Here is a 16,334-nt window from a genome sequence, read left to right as displayed (position 1 = left end):
GGCGTATATGGGCTCCCGCCTGCGCGGGAGTGACGAACGGGGATAGAACGCGATTCCTGCGCCCGGCGAACGGAGTGTCGATCCCCCTGAAACCGCCGCGCGTTTCGTGGCAGTGACGGATCGCTTGACCGCCTTCCACCCCCGACACGGTTGCACCGGTCCACCGCTGTGGTAGCTTCGCTGTCGATATCCTGAACGGGAGACGAAACCATGGTCGCGATTGCTGCTGCCCGCTGTTCGGTCCTTGCCCTGTCCGACGGGGCACCGCCGCCCGTGCTGCGCGAGGCGATCGACCGGTTGCGCGCGACGCTGGTACCGCTGGGTCGACAAACCGATGGCGACCGCAACCTGCTGGGCGCGCGGATCGACCGGTTCGTCGGGGAGGCCGATCGGCAGGTGATCCTGCTGGCGCACGGTGCCGGGTGCCGCGCGGCGGCATGGTGGGCGCGGCTGTCGCCCGCCCATTATGTCGAACGGGTGGCGGGAGCGATTCTGGTCGACCCGACGATGGAGGCGGGGGCGGATCGCTTTGCCTCACCCGCGACGCTGCTGCCGTTCCGGTCGGTGACGGTCGACCGGACCGGACAGATCGAGGCACTGGCCCGCGAATGGGGCAGCGAGTTGCTGGCACCCGACAGCGCGGTGCGCGGCGGCGGGCTGATCGGGTTGATCGAGCGGTTGAGCGGTGCGGTGGTCGCGCATGACGTGCGGACCGCGGAGAAGCTGGCGCGGTTGCGATAGGGTTGGGTTTGCGGGGCTTGGGCTTTGATGCCGCCCGTTCCCGTTCCGCTGCCCCTTCCATTTGCTTCGAGCGGAGGTTCGAGCCTGTCGAGAACCGTAGTCGAGAAGGGGGTGCCCCGAACGGGGTGTTCTCGACGGACGCTTCTCGACAAGCTCGAAGCTGCTCGAACCGAACGGGGAAGGAAGAATCCGACAGGCTCGTTCGTCCTGAGTATCCGCTGAGCTTGTCGAAGCGGTGTATCGAAGGACTGCGACCGGTGCTTCGATACGGGCTTTCGACAAGCTCAATCCCCGAGGCCGATCGACCTTCAGTAAGGTTTCGACTTCTCCCCTCCCTGACAAGGGAGGGGCTGGGGGTGGGTCGGTCTAGGGCGGGCGAGTCGCTCCCTCGCGGGCCGACCCACCCCCGACCCTTCCCTTGTCAGGGAGGGGAGAAGCTTGTTGGCCTGACAGCCGACTGTCGATCGGTCCTACTCAACACGAACGGGTGTGCACGAAGGCCCACCCTACCCCCGCCGCCGCGGCATCAGCGCGTTCCGCATCGCGAAGCTCGAATTGATCCGCGTCACGCCCGGCAGGCGCGACAGGATGTCGGTGTGCAGCGCCTCATAGGCCGCCGCCGAATCGACCGCGACGCGTAGCCAGTAATCGGACTGGCCGGTCATCAGCCAGCATTCCTGAATCTCCGCATGGCGGCGCACCGCGGCTTCGAAACGGGAGAGATATTCCTCGGTCTGGCGCTCCAGCGTGACCTGTACGATCACGGTCGCACCATGGTCGTTGGGGTCGGTGCGGGTGACGACGGTGTAGCCGCGAATGACGCCGGCCTCTTCGAGCAGGCGAACGCGGCGCAGGCAGGCGGAAGGCGACAGGCCGACCTCCGCGGCGAGGGCGTTGTTGGTGCGCCGCGCGTCGAGGCGGAGCAGGTTCAGCAATTTGCGATCGATCGCGTCGAGGTTCATCGAATCTTGCTTTCCTGCCGCAGGATGTTGCGCAATCGGCCGAATATGACCGATCCTGCACGACAAACGCATCCTCTGCACGTGATTTGGTATTAGGATCGGAATCGGAGATCATGCCGCCATGACGTTGTTGACCATCGACCTCGACGCCCTTGCCGCCAATTACCGGATCGTCGCGCGCACCGCCGCGCCGGCGCGGGTCGCAGGGGTGGTGAAGGCCGATGGCTATGGGCTGGGTGCGGCGCTGGTCGCGGGGGCGCTGTATGGCGCGGGGTGTCGCGATTTCTTCGTCGCGCTGACGGCGGAGGCGAGCGCGCTGCGGCCGTCGCTGCCCGCCGATACGCAGTTGTTCGTGCTGAACGGGATCGCGCCAGGCGAGGAAGCGGCGCTGATCGCGGCGGAGGCGGTGCCGGTGCTCAACTGCCCGGCGGACCTTGCGCGCTGGGCGGCGGCGGCGCGGATCGTCGGGCGGCGGTTGCCGGCGGCGGTGCAGGTCGACAGCGGCATGTCGCGGCTGGGGCTTGCCCCCGGCGACGTGGCGGCGCTGGCGGCGGATGGCGGGGCGCTCGCCGATCTCGATATCGTGCTGGTGATGAGCCATCTGGCGTGCGGCGACGAACCCGATTCGGCTGCGAACGCGGCGCAGCGGGCGCGGTTCGCCGAACTGGCGGCGATGCTGCCCGCCGCGCCGCGCTCGCTCGCCAATTCGGGCGGTGCGTTTCTGGGTGCCGGATTTCATGGCGATCTGGTGCGGCCGGGGATCGCGCTGTACGGCGCGGCACCGCAAATGGGGCGCGACAATCCGATGCGGCCGGTGGTCGCGCTCGACGCGCGGATCGTGCAGTGGCGCGACGTGCCGGCGGGGACCGGGGTCGGCTATGGGCTGACGTCGGTCGCGGCGCATGACCGGCGGATCGCGACCCTGTCCTATGGCTATGCCGATGGCTGGCCGCGATCGCTCAGCAACCGGGGCGCGGCCTATGTCGGCGGTTATCGTGCGCCGATCGCCGGGCGGGTGTCGATGGACAGCATCTGCATCGACGTGACCGACGTGCCCGGCGACGTGCTGGCGGCGGCGAACCGGGCCGAGCTGATCGGGCCGAACCAGACGATCGATCGCGTCGCCGCCGATGCCGGCACGATCGCCTATGAAATTCTGACCGGGCTGCGCCACCGCCATGCGCGCCGCATTCTGGGCGTTCGGCAAGAGGGGATGGTTCGATGCGCGTCGTGATCCTGGGCGCGGGGGTGATCGGGGTCACTTCCGCATGGTATCTGGCACAGGCGGGCCATGAGGTCGTGGTGATCGACCGGCAGGCGGGGCCGGCGCTGGAGACCAGCTTCGCCAATGCCGGGGAGATTTCGCCGGGCTATGCCTCGCCATGGGCCGCGCCGGGCATTCCGGCCAAGGCGGTGAAGTGGCTGTTCATGGAACACGCCCCGCTGATCCTGCGGCCGCAGTTCGATCTGGCGATGCTGCGCTGGCTGGTGGCGATGCTCGGCAACTGCAATGCGCGCGACTATGCGGTGAACAAGGCGCGGATGGTGCGGCTGGCCGAATATAGCCGCGACCAGTTGATCGAGCTGCGTGGAAGCACCGGCATTTCCTATGACGAGCGGTCGCAGGGCACGTTGCAGCTGTTCCGCGAGGAAAAGCAGCTGGCGGGGATCGACAAGGATATCGCCGTGCTGAAGGCTGATGGCGTCGCCTATGAGGTGTTAGATCGCGCCGGGTGCATCGCCGCCGAACCGGGACTGGCGGGCAGCAACCAGCCGCTGGCGGGCGGGCTGCGATTGCCGGGGGACGAGACGGGCGATTGCTTCAAGTTCACCAATGCACTGGCGAAGATGGCAGCGGATGCCGGGGTCGAGTTCCGCTTGGGGACGACGATCACGCGGCTGGTGCGGCAGGGCGACCGGATCACCGGCGTCGAAACCGATGCCGGACCGGTGACCGGCGACGCGTATCTGGTGGCGATGGGCAGCTTCTCTCCGCAACTGCTCAGGCCGGTGGGGCTGCGCGTGCCGGTGTATCCGGTGAAGGGATATTCAATCACCGTGCCGATCGTCGACGCGGGTCGCGCGCCGGTGTCGACGCTGCTGGACGAGAGTTACAAGGTCGCGATCACCCGGCTGGGCGACCGTATCCGGGTGGGCGGCATGGCGGAGATTTCGGGGTTCAACAACGACTTGCCCGAAGCGCGGCGGGCGACGCTGGAATATTCGCTGGGCAGCCTGTTCCCCGGTGCCGGGGACACGTCGCGGGCGAGTTTCTGGAGCGGCCTCAGGCCCATGACGCCCGACAGCACGCCGGTGGTCGGACCGACGAAGTTCGGCAACCTGTTCCTGAACACCGGGCACGGGACGCTCGGGTGGACGATGGCGTGCGGATCGGCGGCGGTGATCGCCGATCTGATGTCGGGCAGGCGCGCGGCGATCGAGACCGCCGACCTGTCGATCGCGCGCTACTGATCCAGCAGCGCGGCCAGCGCCGGGCCGGTCAGCGGTTCGGCGCACAGGAACCCCTGATATAGCTGGCACCCCTCGGTCGCGAGCGCGTCGCGCTGTTCGACCGTCTCCACCCCCTCGGCGATGATCGTCAGGTCGAGCGAGCGGGCCATGTCGATCACGCCGCGCACCACCACCCGGTCGCGGTGCGACCCGACGATGTCCTGCGTCATCCGCCGGTCGAGCTTGAGATAATCGAGCGGCAGCGCCTTCAGATAGGCGAGGCTGGAGTAGCCGGTGCCGAAATCGTCGATCGCCACCCGGCATCCCGCCGCACGCAGCGTCGCGAGCAGCCCGGCAGCCTCGCCCAGTTCGGCGATGAGGCCGCTTTCGGTCACCTCGACGGTCAGCCGGTCGCGCGGGAACCCGCTGGCATCGGCGCAGGCGAGCAGCGTTTCGGCGAAATCGGGCCGGGCGATGTCCTCGGCGGTGACGTTGATCGACAGGCGCAGCCGGGCGAGCGGCGGTGCCCACGCGGCGGCGATGCCGAGCGCCAGTTGCTGGACATGCCCCGACAACGCCCCCGCCAGCCCGGCATGTGCCGCAGCGGCGAATAGCAGTTCGGCCCCCAGTTCGCCGCGATCGGGATGCTCCCACCGCGCCAGCGCCTCGACGCCGACGATCGCACCGGACAGCAGATGGACCTGCGGCTGGAACCGGATGGCGATCTCCCCCCGATCGATCGCGCGGCGGACGCCGGCGGACAGCGAGCGGTCGTCGTCGGACGCCCGGCGCTCCGCCGCTTCGTCGGCCGGGACGCCGGGCAGCGCGTCGCGCATCCGGTCGAGCAGCGCCGCGCCGTCCTCGCCGGGACGGGCGATACCGAACGCCTGTTCGAGGAACAACGTCACCATCGTGCTGCCCGCGACGAACGGGCGGGCCAGCGCCTGCGCGAGCGCCGCTTCCAGCCCGGCGTCGGCACCATGCGGCAGCAGGACCGCAAATTCGGTGCCGCCCAGCCGGGCCAGCGCCGCGCGGGCGACCCCGGCGTCGCGCACCGCGCGTTCGATCCGGCGCTCGACCGCGCGCAGCAACGTATCGCCGACCCCGCGCCCCTGCTGCCGGTTGACTGCTTCGATGCCGCGGACCGCGAGCACCCGTGCGCCGGGCCGTTCGCCCGCCTCGATCCGGCGATCGAGCCAGCTCCGTGCGCTGGTCAGGTCGCGCACCGATCCCAATGCCTCGCGCACCGCCGCACCGATATCGCCGACGCGCGTCAACGGCTCGACCAGCGCGTGCAGCCGATGGGTATGCGGGTCGCGCGCGACATGCTGCACGACACGCCCCAGCCCCGGCAAGTCGTGCGCGAACGCGGTTGCAGGCAGTGCGTCGCCCAGCCGCCGGATCGCGGCCAGCGCCGTCCGCCGCCCCGCCCGGCCGATCGCGCGCAGCGCGGTGCGCGGCGAGCCGAGTTCGCGCAGCCCCACCGCCTCCGCCAAGGCCGGCGTCAGTTGCAGCGTGCCGCGTTCGCCGTCATGCCGCCAGCCGAGCGCCGCCCCGCCCCCGGCCTGCGGATCGTGCCAGCCGCCGCCCATGCGGATGACGTAACGCTCGGCCGATCGCACCGCCTGCAACAACATGTCGGCCGCGATCGGGCTGACGAGGAAATGGGTGGCCCCGGCATCGTGCAAGGCGCCAAGTTGCAGCGAATCGCCGCGCGCGACCAGCACCAGCAGGGCGTCGCCATGGCCGGCGACCTGCGCCAGTTCGGCGGTCGCGGCGATCGCCTCCTGCACCGCGCCGCGCGCATCGATGATGACGATCGCCGCACCGCTGGCGGCGACGCGCTGGCGCAAACCCTCGGCCCGGCGGGCGGCGACGACGTGCCAGCCGCCACGCGAGAGGATCGCGGCCAGTTCGTCGCGTTGCCGGAACGACAGCACGAACAACGTCCGCTCGCGCGTCGCATCGTGGCCTTGCCAACCGGTCATGCCCCCCGTCATCATCCGACTGTATGAGGCGACCGGCGTGGCGGCAATGGACACTTGCGGTCCGCTGCCGGACGATGGCGATGGCACCGGGCAATGGCGCGCTCCGCTTGCCCACCCGCGCGAAGTTTTTGCGAGCGTCTCGCGTTTAAAATGTTCGCGCCGAACCGTACACCTGCCGTACCCTTGTGCAGGCGCGGGTGATGCTGGACCTTTCCCCTGAAAGGGAGGGGCAGGGGTGGGTTGGTCCGTTGGCGAACATGGCCTTTCTTCGCAAGCCGCCCCCCCCACTCCTCCCTTCCAGGACCGCTCGACATTCAGCGATAACCCTGGAATTTCGTCATTCCCGCGCAGGCGGGAATACCTAGACGCAAACGGTTTGGCTCGATCCGCGACGCTGGCGCATATGGACTCCCGCCTGCGCGGGAGTGACGAAAGGGGGTGGAACGCCATTCCTGCGACCAGCGAACTGAATGTCGATCCCGCCTAGCGAGGCGTGCAACGTCAGGGACCCGCCCATGCAGGTCCGGCCCGAAGCCCCCAACGCCCCCGCCCCCGCCCCCGCCGTGCGCCATGTACCAGCGCCTTGTCCTGCCCCGCATCCACGCCTAACTTGGCCGACAATGTCCTGCGCCCCCAATCTGATCGACGCGCATGGCCGCACCATTCGGTACCTGCGGATATCCGTCACCGACCGCTGCGACCTGCGTTGCCGGTATTGCATGGCGGAGGCGATGACGTTCCTGCCGCGCGCCAAGGTCCTGAGCCTCGAAGAGATCGCGCTGATCGCCGAGCGGTTCGTGGCGCGCGGGATCGACAAGATCCGCCTGTCGGGCGGCGAACCGCTGATGCGGCGCGGCGTCACCGAATTATGCCAGCGGCTGGGGCGGATGGTCGGCGACGGACTCGACGAACTGACCATGACCACCAACGCCACACGGCTGCGCGACCATGCACCTGCGCTGGCCGATGCCGGTATCCGGCGGATCAACGTCAGCCTCGACAGTCTCGACCCCGACACCTTCCGCTATGTCACGCGGCATGGCGATGTCGCGCAGGTGATCGACGGTATCGCCGCCGCACGCGAGGCCGGCATTGCGGTCAAGATCAACATGGTGGTGCTGAAGGGGCTGAACGAGGATCAGGTCGGCGACATGCTCGACTGGTGCGGGCGCGAGGGGCATGACCTGTCGCTGATCGAGACGATGCCGCTGGGCGCGATCGACGAGGACCGCACCGATCGTTTCGTGCCGCTGACGCGGGTGTTCGACACGCTGTCGCAGCGTTTCACGCTGACCCGCGATACGCACCGCACCGGCGGTCCGGCGCGCTATTGGTGGGTCGGGGAACATGGCAACCGGCTGGGGCTGATCTCGCCACTGACCGACAATTTCTGCGGCGGGTGCAATCGCATCCGGCTGACGACCGAAGGCAAGCTGTACCTGTGCCTTGGCCATGACGATCATGTCGACCTGAAGGATGCGTTGCGCACCGGCGGGCTGTCGGCGGTCGATGCCGCGCTCGACGCCGCGCTGCCGCGCAAGCCCGCCGCGCATGATTTCCGGATCGAGGCCGGGGCCGCCCCCGCCGTTGCCCGCCACATGAGCGTGACCGGCGGATGACCCGCCTCGCCCTGCTGGCATCGCCGACGGCGCAGTCGCGCGCGGCCGAAGAGACGCTGCGCGCCCGCTACGACTTTCGCGGGGTCGAGGATGCCGACCTGATCGTCGCGCTGGGCGGCGACGGGTTCCTGTTGCAGGTGCTGCACATGCTGCTGGAACGGCGGCGGACGGTGCCGGTGTTCGGCATGAACCTCGGCACGGTCGGGTTCCTGATGAACGAATGGCGGATGGACGAGCTGGACCGGCGGCTGGGGCGCGCCAAGCCGTTCCGCGTATCGCCGCTGACCATGACCGCCACGACGATGGACGGCGAGGTCCGGGTGCTGCCCGCGATCAACGAGGTGTCGCTGCTGCGCGAGACGCGGCAGACGGCGAAGCTGGAAGTGTCGGTCAACGACCGGGTGGTGATGCCCGAACTGGTATGCGACGGCATCCTCGCCGCGACGCCGGCGGGATCGACCGCGTACAACCTGTCGGCGAACGGCCCGATCCTGCCGATGGGATCGGCGATGCTGGCGCTGACCCCGATCAGCCCGTTCCGGCCACGGCGGTGGCGTGGGGCGATCCTGCCCGACAAGGCACGGATCACGCTGAAGGTGCTGGAGCCCGACAAACGCCCGGTATCGGCGGTCGCCGACCAGCGCGAAGTACGCGACGTGGCGCAGGTCGATGTCGTCATCGACCGGGTGCGCGATCTGACGCTGTTGTTCGATCCCGAACATGCGTTGGACGACCGGATCACGATGGAGCAGTTTGCGGGGTAGCGTTCGGGTTGCCCGAAGGGCGCGAAGAAGAAATTGGTTCGCGCAGAGGCGCGGAGGCGCAGAGAGGTTGCGATCGACGCAGCCCGCACCCGCGCCAGCGGCCGAATTCCACGCTGTCAGAACGCTCAAGGTCTTCCGCTCGAGCGCAACCCGCTCGATGCGGCCCCTCTCTGCGCCTCCGCGCCTCTGCGCGAAAATCTATCTTCCTTCTTCACGCCCCTCGCGCCTTCGCGCGAACCCGACCTTCTTCCGCACCCGAAATCCCCGGAAAACCACGCCCTTCCGCCATTCACCGAGGAATTCGAAAATAACCGCTTGCAAAGCCCGATTCCGCTGGTAGAGACGCGGCCTCGCAGTTGTTCCCTGATAGCTCAGCGGTAGAGCTCTCGACTGTTAATCGAGCGGCCGTAGGTTCGAATCCTACTCAGGGAGCCATTTCTTGGTTTTGGGCTTTTCTGCCCTGAAAGCTTCCCCCGCGAGAGCCGCGCGGGGGAGCTTTTTCACAATCAAATCAAATGGTTTTCGGTAGCTGACCGTCAGGTCGCCGCCCTTGAAACTCGAGTTCGAGAGTAGCGTCGCGAGCACTCTCTTTTTGACATAAAGATCCTCGCTGTCGAACAGGCACATGGCGCCCTTGGCGACCGTCAAAATTGTCATTCCCTCGTCTATGAAGCTCAGATCGGCATCCAAGCGCATCTCAAGGTCACGAGCGATCTTGCGCTCCTCATCCTTATAGTCGGCCATCAGGGCAGCGAGGACGTGATCGTCGATAACGCCCTCAGCATTCTGGCGCGCGACACTCTTCATTCGCTCGCGAATGTCGAGCTGCTCAGCCTCGAGTCGGCGCATCCCCAGTTCGTGATCTTTGACCTGGCTATCCGACGCCTCCTTCAACGCTCGCTTCAGCCATCCAAGAATTTTGGCGTCGATATCGACCGGCGCGAGCTGTTCACGAAACAGCTCGACCAATGCCTCCTCGCGAACATATGGGTCAGGACATTTCCGTTTCGCGTGGCTGCACCGGTAGTAGATGTACTTCTGCTTTTTGATGTCGCCGACGAGCAGGCAGCCGCAATGGCCGCAATGCACCAGCCCGGTGAACAGGAAATCCTTCTCGACGCCCTGAACCCGCTTCGTGTGCCGGCCATCGAGGATGCCCTGCACTCTCGACCAAAGCTCGACCGAGATCAGCGGTTCATGCGTTCCCTGATAGCGTTTGCCGAGCCATTCGAACTCGCCCGTATAGATGCGAGAGCGCAGCATCTTGTGAACCGTACTGGTCCCAATCGGCTTGCCGCTCTTGCGGTAGACCATACCGTCGAGGACAGCCTTCCGGCTTGCCTCCTTGAGAGAATACAGTCCGGTACCATACCATTCGAACAGCCGCTGGACGAGCGGAGCCATGTCCGGATCGACGCCGATTATCTTTTTACCGCTGGTGCCGATCGTATTCCGGTAACCGATCGGCGCCACGGTAGGCCAGATACCCTGCTCGGCCTTCTCGAGCATTCCCTTGCGCGTCTCCTCCGACAGGTTGTCGACGTAGTTCTTGGCCATCAGCACCTTGATGCCGTGCATGAACTTCTCGGAGGACCTCGACTCCTGCGAGATGACGGTTCCTTCCTTCACCAGATGAACGTCGATCTCGATGTCGTCGATCGTCACCCAATCGCGAAGGTTGCGGTATAGACGGTCAGTTTTCTCAACGAGGATGGTGTCGACCGAGGGGTGTCGGCGCAAATAGCCGAGCATCGCGTTGAACTGGGTGCGCCCAGCCACCTTCGCAGTCTCGACGTCGATAAACTCTTCGGCGATGCGAATGTCGTTCTCCGCAGCATAGTTGCGGAGGAGCTTCATCTGGGCGTCGATCGAGAAGCCTTCGCGGTCCTGCTCTTTCGAGGAGACGCGCGCATACAGCACGGCCTTATGGCTCAGGACTTTGGGCGCCTTGGTGCGGCGAGTTTCATATCGGGGCATGTCACGTTTCACCTGGCAATTGGACAGGCGTGGCAACGGACCGCGTGGTCAGTTTGGTGACGATGCCACAAGCAGTTTTCTGCCATATCGCACACCCGAACGCAACGGGAACGGGATCAGTCGCCGGGTTCACGCTGGGAGTTGGACCGCGCGTCGCGCCGAACGCCACCGATTACGAGCCGGGCGTAGCTGGTCATCGTGTCGATGATCTCGGCGCATGCCTCGTCACTCAGCGGCTCCGCGAAATAGGGCTGCCATACTTCGCGAGTCTCGTTGAGCAGCGACTCGGAAAAGCGGAGACGCGCCGGCAGTCCGTCCACGTCCGCATTCTCAATCGATGGCGGAGCGTTCCATGACAGTTTGTAACCGCGCCGACGCTTCACCATCGGCAGCGGACCGGATTTGGCTGACCTTGCACGCGCCGTTCTCCTTCGGAATCATCAGGATCAATCGGCCCGACCATCCTCTCAGGTCACTGGCTGGAACATCGACTCTGAATCGACAGGCGCCGCCAACGCTTGCCCCGGCTCGTGCCGCTTCCCCGCAAGTCTTTGCTCAAGCTTGTGGATGCGGCAGCCGGCTCGCATTGGCCCCGCCCGACCCGATTTCACCGGGGCTCATGCGCCCAATGAGCCGAGCCAGCCGTTCCCCATTCCAAGGAGAATGAACATGGCATCCACCCCGCAGGAAAAAGAGCCCGGCTTCGAGACGGACGTCAACGAGCTGCCCGAAGATGACAAGGGTTCTGAGGACACGCTGGAGGAAGAACCGCTTCCCGAAGACGAGGCGACAGCTGGTATGGAAGAGGCCCAAGAACAGGCCGCAGAAGAGCGCAAGGAAGGTGGCTATCAGTGAGCCTAAGGCTCTCAGCGTAGTGAAGGTCGGCCCTGATAACCCATGATCGTGGGGAACGGTGCTGCGTCTGCGCAGTTGTCTAACCGATAGCAAATCAGAGGAGATCGCCATGAGCGTCGAAGGAAAAATCAAGGAAGCTGCTGGCTTCGTGAAGGAAGAGGCATTCGAGCACGGCAAGTCGCCCGAAAGCCAGGAAAAGGCCCAGGAAGGCCGTGATCTGCGCAACGAAGGTCGCGTTGAGGACGGCAAGCCTCCCAAGACCACCGAACCCGGCACCGGCGCGAAGTAACTCGCGCTACGGACCGAACGAGAACGCCGCCCAATCGGGCGGCGTTTTTCATTGTGCCAGGCGGCCCGACAATCCGCTCTAGCGACCAGGCGGCCGAGCCTTGGCAAAGCCGCGATCGCTGTCGAGGAAGGCCGTCAGCATCGCGGGCACCAGTTCAGTGACAGGCTCCTCCTTTCCATAAGCCGCGGCATAGGCTGCGGCATACTCGCCCAGCCTGGCGTAAAGTTCTGGCGGCAAAGAGAGCGCCAGCTTGACCGGCGTACGATCGGGCAGTCTGCCGAGTTTGAGATCTGCCATCACCGCGCTGCCCATGGTTTGAGGATCAGATCCTTGTGGACCACGAGCCGGACGGGCGCGCCGGGCCGGATCGTTATCGTCGGCTGGATCGTCAGATTACGCTGGGTGATCTGGTCGCCCGCGCGGGTGACATTATCCTGGCTCGATCGACGCAGCGCCTCGACCAGGTCGCTGTCGCTGGAGAAAGCCAGCTCGGAGCCCACACCGAACAGGCTCGAAAGCACCACGCCTTTCAAAAGCGACCATGTGTGGAAGTCGACCCTGTCCTGCAGACCAGCAAAGCCCGCGGCGTCGGTTGCCGGCACATTGTCGATGCGAAGCGAGGAACCATCAGGCAGCATGATCCGCTGCCAGACGATGAGTGCGCGCTTCTGGCCGAACGCTACCACCGAATCATAGCTGCCGATGAGCCGCGCGCCCTGCGGGATCAGGAGGATGCGGCCCGTCGCACTGTCGAACACACGCTCGGTGACCTGCGCCGTTACCAGCCCCGGCAGATCCGACCGCAGCCCGGTGATCAGGCTCGCCGAAATGACGCTGCCGGCTGACAGGGTGTAGGGTGAGACCGCCGATGTCAGCACATGCGGATTGATGTCACCGCGCTTGTCGAGCGCGCCGACGAACGCCGCCTTCCGGCCCTGGGCGTTGGGATCGTTGTCGGGATCGAGTCCGACGCCTGCTGCGCCGGCGTCAGGCGCGGAAGCGACCGTCACGGGCTCCGCGATCGAAGCCGCGGTGTTGGCCCCGCCGCCCCGGCCCGACACGAGCAGTCCGGACTGACGGGCGGCACGCAGTTCTGCGAGTTGCCGCTCGCGCTCTGCCGCCTCGGCCTGGGCGGTGGCCGTCGACACGTCCCCGCCGCCGGTCTCGCTGGCCATCTCACGCTGGCGGTTGAGGATCGGACGGCCGAGATCGCCGGGCAGCGGCGGACCAAGCTTGGGCGCGGTGCCGTAGTTTGTCGGCAGGCCGGCCAGCGCATCGCTCGGCGCGACATTCGCCGGCTGTGACAGCGATTCCTCCTGCGCGACCTGGCGGAAGACGGTCGGCTTGAGTGCCATCCATGCCACGACCACGAGACTGACCGAGCCGAGCGCGGCAATCGTGATGATCACCCCGCGCTTGAACCGGATCGCGCGCGCCGGACGGCTGCGGATCGCCAGGGTCTCGGGATCGACCTTCGGCGGCAGCGGTGAGGATGCGGCGTCCTCGTTCATGCGCCCCGTCCCCGTGCCGTGCCTTCGCCAGTGCGCGTGATGCGGACGACGGATTGTTTCTTGAGGCCGAGGCGAAGCTCGGCGGCATCGAAGATGCGGTCGACGACATAGAAGCGCCCACTGACGCGATAGTTGACGAGCGCCACCTCACCCTTGGCATCGACAAGAAACAGCGGTGGTGCCTCGCCGACCGCGAGGCTGGCCGGAAATTCGATGAAGGTCTGGCGCCCGTCATCGAACGCGCGCAGCGGCCGCCAGTGCGGGCGGTCGCCGCTGATCGCATAGCCGAAGTGCAACTGCTCGACCGTGAGCCCGGTCGCGACCGGCGCAGCCGCCTGGGCCGCTTCGGCCGCCTTGCGCAATGCTATCAGCTGGTCGGCCGGATAGGTCCAGCTGAGCGCGGTCATCGCGGTGCCGTTCGTGCTGGTGAGGGCGAGGTGATAGCTGCGCCGGTCGGTGGTGATGACGATGTTGGTCGAAAGACCGGCGGTGAACGGCTTGATCAGGACATGGGTACGCTTGCCCTCCCCGCTCCCGCTCGCGGTGTCGCCGACTACCCAGCGGACGGTATCGCCGGCCGCGACCGCGGCGAGCACTTCTCCGGGCTGCAGCGCGATGTCGGTCACCCGCTCCGGCGCGGTGTAGACCTGATAGACCGCCCCTTCCGACCAGGGATAGATCTGGACGGCGTTGATGAAGCTGTTGGCGCGAGGCTCGAGCGTCGCCGCACGCGTCGCGCTGGCCACACCCCGCACGATCGGTGATGGCTTGGTGCGGCGTTGAATGGCTCGCCGGACGGGCGCGGGCGGCGCAACTTTCGCCGGTGCCACCACAGCTGTCGCCGGAGATGGCAGGGCGTCAGTCGGTTTCGGCTGGACCGGTGCCTGCTGCGCGATGGCGGCATTCGCGGAGGCGAGCAGACCAAGGCACAGCAACGGGGGATATATGCGGGTCATCGGGCGGTCTCCTGATTGGCGTTGGCCGCTGGCGGCGTGGGTTGGCCGAGCGTGGGGTCGAGCGGATTGCCGAGCGGAAGGTTGGGCGGCGCGGCAGGCGGGATAGTCTGGCCTGCTGCAGGCGAGGCCGAAGGAACCGGCGTCGGCGACGCGCCGGGCACGTCGAGCTCGCGGCTCCAGTCGACAGCATCGACATAGACGCCAAGCGGGTTCTTCCGCAGCGTCTCGGCATTGGTCGGCGTCCGGGTGACGACCGTCAGGATCGCGGTCCATTGCGATGCGCCGGCGCGGCTGCCGCGCTCGAACACGGTCTCGGTCCATTTGACCTGGAAGCTCTTGTCCGACGCCCGCACGACGCTGGTGACCTGGACGGATACCGTCCGCTCGCCGATCCGCGCGAACGGATCGGCGCTGCGGGCATAGTCGCCGAGAAACTGGCTGCCGCGCTTGGTCGCGAAGTCATAGGCGGCCAGCCAGTCCTGGCGCATCAGCACCGGGTCGAGCGAGACGCCGCGGACATGCTCGATGAAGCGCGCGAGGTGCCAGGCGATCTGCGGATCGGTCGGCCGATATCCGGCCTCGGCCTCGGCCACCGCACGCGGCTCACCGAGGCGATCGACCTCGACCACATAGGGCGTCACGCGGCTCTGCAGCGATTGCCATAACAAGCCGCCGGAGAGGCCGCCCGAGAGCAGCAGGCTCCCGAAGGCCATAAGCCGCCAGTTGCGCGCCTGGACGCGGGCTGAGCCGATCCGCTCGTCCCAGAGCTGCCCGGCACGCTGGAACGGCGTCTCGGGCTCGGGGGTCCGTCCGTAGCGCTGGACGGCGCGTTTGAAGATCATCGATCGTCCCTTTCCTTGATGTCTGGAGTTGCCGAGGCGCCGCCGCGATCGCCCTGCTGCAGCGTGTGAAGCGCGACCTGGCGGTGATGGCGAAAGTTCTGCTGGCTGCGCATCGCGCGCGCCCAGGCCGGGGTCTCCCCTCCGCCGCTCGAGCCGGTCGACGCCGACGGAGAGGAGTTCTGATTAAGCGCGTCCCACGCCGCCTGGCGGCCGCTATCGGCGGCAGCGCCAAGGCCGAGCGCGCTCGAGGCCTTGGATCGCACGGCGTTGCCGGCAGCCTGCGCCACGCCCGACAGGCCGGCGCCGACGCTCGGCGAGGCAGCGGTTTCCTTGCCCAGCGAATAAGCGGTCGAAGCGGCAGACCCCATGGCCGTGCCGGCGCGCATCGCGCCAAGTGCCGCTCCGCCAAGCGCCCGCGCGCCGCCGATCGCGGCCCCGCCGCCAAGCATGGCGACGCCAGCGGCACCGATCGTGGTGCCGAGCGCAGCACCGGCGCCGAGCTGCGGTGCGCCGGCGACCAGGCCCGACGCGATGCCCGGTCCGAAGATGCCGAGCCCGAAGAGCGCGAGGCTGGCGAGCACCAGTGTCATGGCCTGTGCAATGTCGGGCTCCTGCCCCTGCAAGGCGCTGGTGAACTCGGCGAAGAAATTCGAGCCGATGCCGACGATGACCGCGAGCACCATGACCTTGATGCCCGACGACACGACATTGCCGAGCACACGCTCGGCGAGGAAGCTGGTCCGGTTCCACAGCGCGAACGGCACGAGGATGAAGCCGGCGAGCGAGGTCAGCTTGAACTCGAGGATCGTCACGAACATCTGCACGGCGAGGATGAAGAAGGCGACGATCACCAGCACCCAGGCGAACAGCAGCACGGCGATGGTCAGGAAATTGTCGAAGAAGCTGGTGAACCCCATCAGCTCGGAGGCCTGCTCGAGCAAAGGATAGGCAGCCGAGAAGCCGGTGCCGGCGAGCCGGCCAGGGCGCAGCAGATCGTCGGCCGAGAGGGTGCCGCCGCCCGCGGTCAGGCCGGCCTGGGCGAACGAGCGGAAGATGAGGTCGGCGAGCGTCGAGAAGCTGTTCAGGATGAACGCGAACGCGCCGATATAGAGGATCTTGCGCAGGAAGCGGCCGATGACATTATCCTCGCCGCCCATCGCCCAGAACAGGCCGGCGAGCGCGATGTCGATGCCGATCAGCGCGGAAGTCAGAAAGCCGACATCGCCGCCGAGCAGGCCGAAGCCGCTGTCGATGTAGCGGATGAACGCCTCCATGAAGCGGTCGATCACATTGAGGTCGTTCATGGCACCGGCGATCCTGAGAGCAGTGGCAGGGATGGATGTCGCGGGACGTGTCCGGGGGAGCGTGGAGCACGTCCC

16 protein-coding genes and 1 tRNA gene are annotated in these 16,334 nt (G+C 67.0%); 8 read left to right on the top strand and 9 right to left on the bottom strand.

The features are described from left to right. Window positions 1-210: 210 nt before the first annotated feature. Window positions 211-741, top strand: a complete 531-nt coding sequence (locus tag ASE50_RS14395) for an alpha/beta hydrolase (RefSeq protein WP_056401913.1) — start codon at window positions 211-213, stop codon at window positions 739-741. Window positions 742-1,247: 506 nt separating this feature from the next. Here the strand turns inward: ASE50_RS14395 and ASE50_RS14390 are convergent. Beyond that, a complete protein-coding gene (locus tag ASE50_RS14390) occupies window positions 1,248-1,703 on the bottom strand; it encodes an Lrp/AsnC family transcriptional regulator (protein ID WP_056401910.1) in 456 nt (151 codons plus the stop codon). A 121-nt stretch (window positions 1,704-1,824) separates the two neighbouring features. On the opposite strand from ASE50_RS14390, the gene alr reads away from it, so the two are divergent. Together alr and ASE50_RS14380 are read left to right on the top strand one after the other, a co-directional pair. Then, window positions 1,825-2,937 (top strand): alanine racemase, encoded by a 1,113-nt coding sequence (gene alr, locus ASE50_RS14385; RefSeq protein ID WP_056401906.1) that lies wholly within the window; start codon window positions 1,825-1,827, stop codon window positions 2,935-2,937. Continuing rightward, window positions 2,925-4,175 (top strand): D-amino acid dehydrogenase, encoded by a 1,251-nt coding sequence (locus tag ASE50_RS14380; RefSeq protein ID WP_056401903.1) that lies wholly within the window; start codon window positions 2,925-2,927, stop codon window positions 4,173-4,175. Before alr ends, ASE50_RS14380 begins: the two co-directional genes overlap by 13 nt. On the opposite strand, the gene ASE50_RS14375 is transcribed toward ASE50_RS14380, so the two are convergent. After that, window positions 4,169-6,142 carry a bifunctional diguanylate cyclase/phosphodiesterase gene (locus tag ASE50_RS14375; protein ID WP_200909553.1) on the bottom strand — a complete coding sequence of 658 codons (1,974 nt, stop codon included), beginning with the start codon at window positions 6,140-6,142 and terminating at the stop codon, window positions 4,169-4,171. The genes ASE50_RS14380 and ASE50_RS14375 overlap by 7 nt on opposite strands. A 620-nt stretch (window positions 6,143-6,762) precedes the next feature. On the opposite strand from ASE50_RS14375, the gene moaA reads away from it, so the two are divergent. The 3 genes from moaA (at window position 6,763) to ASE50_RS14360 (ending at window position 8,960) form a co-directional block, all read left to right on the top strand. Then, complete coding sequence (gene moaA, locus ASE50_RS14370) at window positions 6,763-7,761, top strand: GTP 3',8-cyclase MoaA (RefSeq protein WP_056401901.1); 999 nt, start codon at window positions 6,763-6,765, stop codon at window positions 7,759-7,761. Further along, entirely contained in the window at window positions 7,758-8,525 is a 768-nt protein-coding gene (locus tag ASE50_RS14365) for an NAD kinase (RefSeq protein ID WP_056401898.1), read from the top strand. The genes moaA and ASE50_RS14365 overlap by 4 nt, the downstream gene beginning before the upstream one ends. Before the next feature lie 360 nt (window positions 8,526-8,885). Beyond that, window positions 8,886-8,960 (top strand) — tRNA-Asn (locus tag ASE50_RS14360). Here the strand turns inward: ASE50_RS14360 and ASE50_RS18355 are convergent. Together ASE50_RS18355 and ASE50_RS14345 are read right to left on the bottom strand one after the other, a co-directional pair. Then, the gene (locus ASE50_RS18355; protein WP_235512353.1) at window positions 8,946-10,502 is read right to left on the bottom strand and encodes a recombinase family protein; all 1,557 of its coding nucleotides are present in this window, start codon (window positions 10,500-10,502) and stop codon (window positions 8,946-8,948) included. The two genes, ASE50_RS14360 and ASE50_RS18355, sit on opposite strands and share 15 nt — an antisense overlap. 116 nt (window positions 10,503-10,618) lie before the next feature. After that, complete coding sequence (locus ASE50_RS14345) at window positions 10,619-10,822, bottom strand: hypothetical protein (protein WP_056401890.1); 204 nt, start codon at window positions 10,820-10,822, stop codon at window positions 10,619-10,621. A 349-nt stretch (window positions 10,823-11,171) separates the two neighbouring features. Here ASE50_RS14345 and ASE50_RS14340 point away from each other — a divergent pair, with 349 nt between their 5' ends. Together ASE50_RS14340 and ASE50_RS14335 are read left to right on the top strand one after the other, a co-directional pair. Then, complete coding sequence (locus tag ASE50_RS14340; RefSeq protein ID WP_156347480.1) at window positions 11,172-11,357, top strand: hypothetical protein; 186 nt, start codon at window positions 11,172-11,174, stop codon at window positions 11,355-11,357. Window positions 11,358-11,466: 109 nt separating this feature from the next. Beyond that, on the top strand, window positions 11,467-11,646 hold the full coding sequence (locus tag ASE50_RS14335) for a hypothetical protein (protein ID WP_056401884.1): 180 nt from the start codon (window positions 11,467-11,469) through the stop codon (window positions 11,644-11,646). 78 nt (window positions 11,647-11,724) lie between these two features. On the opposite strand, the gene ASE50_RS14330 is transcribed toward ASE50_RS14335, so the two are convergent. From ASE50_RS14330 to trbL, 5 genes are read right to left on the bottom strand one after another with little or no spacing between them, the layout of a single operon-like run. Beyond that, window positions 11,725-11,943 (bottom strand): DUF2274 domain-containing protein, encoded by a 219-nt coding sequence (locus tag ASE50_RS14330; RefSeq protein ID WP_056402024.1) that lies wholly within the window; start codon window positions 11,941-11,943, stop codon window positions 11,725-11,727. Next, window positions 11,943-13,157 (bottom strand): TrbI/VirB10 family protein, encoded by a 1,215-nt coding sequence (locus ASE50_RS14325; protein ID WP_056401881.1) that lies wholly within the window; start codon window positions 13,155-13,157, stop codon window positions 11,943-11,945. Before ASE50_RS14325 ends, ASE50_RS14330 begins: the two co-directional genes overlap by 1 nt. Next, window positions 13,154-14,113, bottom strand: a complete 960-nt coding sequence (gene trbG, locus ASE50_RS14320) for a P-type conjugative transfer protein TrbG (protein WP_082439033.1) — start codon at window positions 14,111-14,113, stop codon at window positions 13,154-13,156. Before trbG ends, ASE50_RS14325 begins: the two co-directional genes overlap by 4 nt. Continuing rightward, the gene (gene trbF / locus ASE50_RS14315) at window positions 14,110-14,955 is read right to left on the bottom strand and encodes a conjugal transfer protein TrbF (protein WP_056401875.1); all 846 of its coding nucleotides are present in this window, start codon (window positions 14,953-14,955) and stop codon (window positions 14,110-14,112) included. The genes trbG and trbF overlap by 4 nt, the downstream gene beginning before the upstream one ends. Beyond that, complete coding sequence (gene trbL / locus ASE50_RS14310) at window positions 14,952-16,259, bottom strand: P-type conjugative transfer protein TrbL (RefSeq protein ID WP_056401871.1); 1,308 nt, start codon at window positions 16,257-16,259, stop codon at window positions 14,952-14,954. Before trbL ends, trbF begins: the two co-directional genes overlap by 4 nt. Window positions 16,260-16,334 lie beyond the last annotated feature (75 nt).

The sequence above is a fragment of the Sphingomonas sp. Leaf5 genome, from assembly GCF_001421155.1.
In the GTDB taxonomy this organism is placed as follows: domain Bacteria; phylum Pseudomonadota; class Alphaproteobacteria; order Sphingomonadales; family Sphingomonadaceae; genus Sphingomonas.
The sequence above is the reverse complement of the archived record's forward strand: the minus strand, read 5'-3'. Positions and strand labels throughout refer to the sequence as shown.

Excerpts from the sequence above, each read along its gene's own strand:
- ASE50_RS14395 (WP_056401913.1), top strand. The coding sequence starts at position 211 with ATGGTCGCGATTGCTGCTGCCCGCTGTTCGGTCCTTGCCCTGTCCGAC.
- ASE50_RS14390 (WP_056401910.1), bottom strand. The coding sequence starts at position 1,703 with ATGAACCTCGACGCGATCGATCGCAAATTGCTGAACCTGCTCCGCCTC.
- alr (WP_056401906.1), top strand. The coding sequence starts at position 1,825 with ATGACGTTGTTGACCATCGACCTCGACGCCCTTGCCGCCAATTACCGG.
- ASE50_RS14380 (WP_056401903.1), top strand. The coding sequence starts at position 2,925 with ATGCGCGTCGTGATCCTGGGCGCGGGGGTGATCGGGGTCACTTCCGCA.
- ASE50_RS14375 (WP_200909553.1), bottom strand. The coding sequence starts at position 6,142 with ATGACCGGTTGGCAAGGCCACGATGCGACGCGCGAGCGGACGTTGTTC.
- moaA (WP_056401901.1), top strand. The coding sequence starts at position 6,763 with ATGTCCTGCGCCCCCAATCTGATCGACGCGCATGGCCGCACCATTCGG.
- ASE50_RS14365 (WP_056401898.1), top strand. The coding sequence starts at position 7,758 with ATGACCCGCCTCGCCCTGCTGGCATCGCCGACGGCGCAGTCGCGCGCG.
- ASE50_RS18355 (WP_235512353.1), bottom strand. The coding sequence starts at position 10,502 with ATGCCCCGATATGAAACTCGCCGCACCAAGGCGCCCAAAGTCCTGAGC.
- ASE50_RS14340 (WP_156347480.1), top strand. The coding sequence starts at position 11,172 with ATGGCATCCACCCCGCAGGAAAAAGAGCCCGGCTTCGAGACGGACGTC.
- ASE50_RS14335 (WP_056401884.1), top strand. The coding sequence starts at position 11,467 with ATGAGCGTCGAAGGAAAAATCAAGGAAGCTGCTGGCTTCGTGAAGGAA.
- ASE50_RS14330 (WP_056402024.1), bottom strand. The coding sequence starts at position 11,943 with ATGGCAGATCTCAAACTCGGCAGACTGCCCGATCGTACGCCGGTCAAG.
- ASE50_RS14325 (WP_056401881.1), bottom strand. The coding sequence starts at position 13,157 with ATGAACGAGGACGCCGCATCCTCACCGCTGCCGCCGAAGGTCGATCCC.
- trbG (WP_082439033.1), bottom strand. The coding sequence starts at position 14,113 with ATGACCCGCATATATCCCCCGTTGCTGTGCCTTGGTCTGCTCGCCTCC.
- trbF (WP_056401875.1), bottom strand. The coding sequence starts at position 14,955 with ATGATCTTCAAACGCGCCGTCCAGCGCTACGGACGGACCCCCGAGCCC.
- trbL (WP_056401871.1), bottom strand. The coding sequence starts at position 16,259 with ATGAACGACCTCAATGTGATCGACCGCTTCATGGAGGCGTTCATCCGC.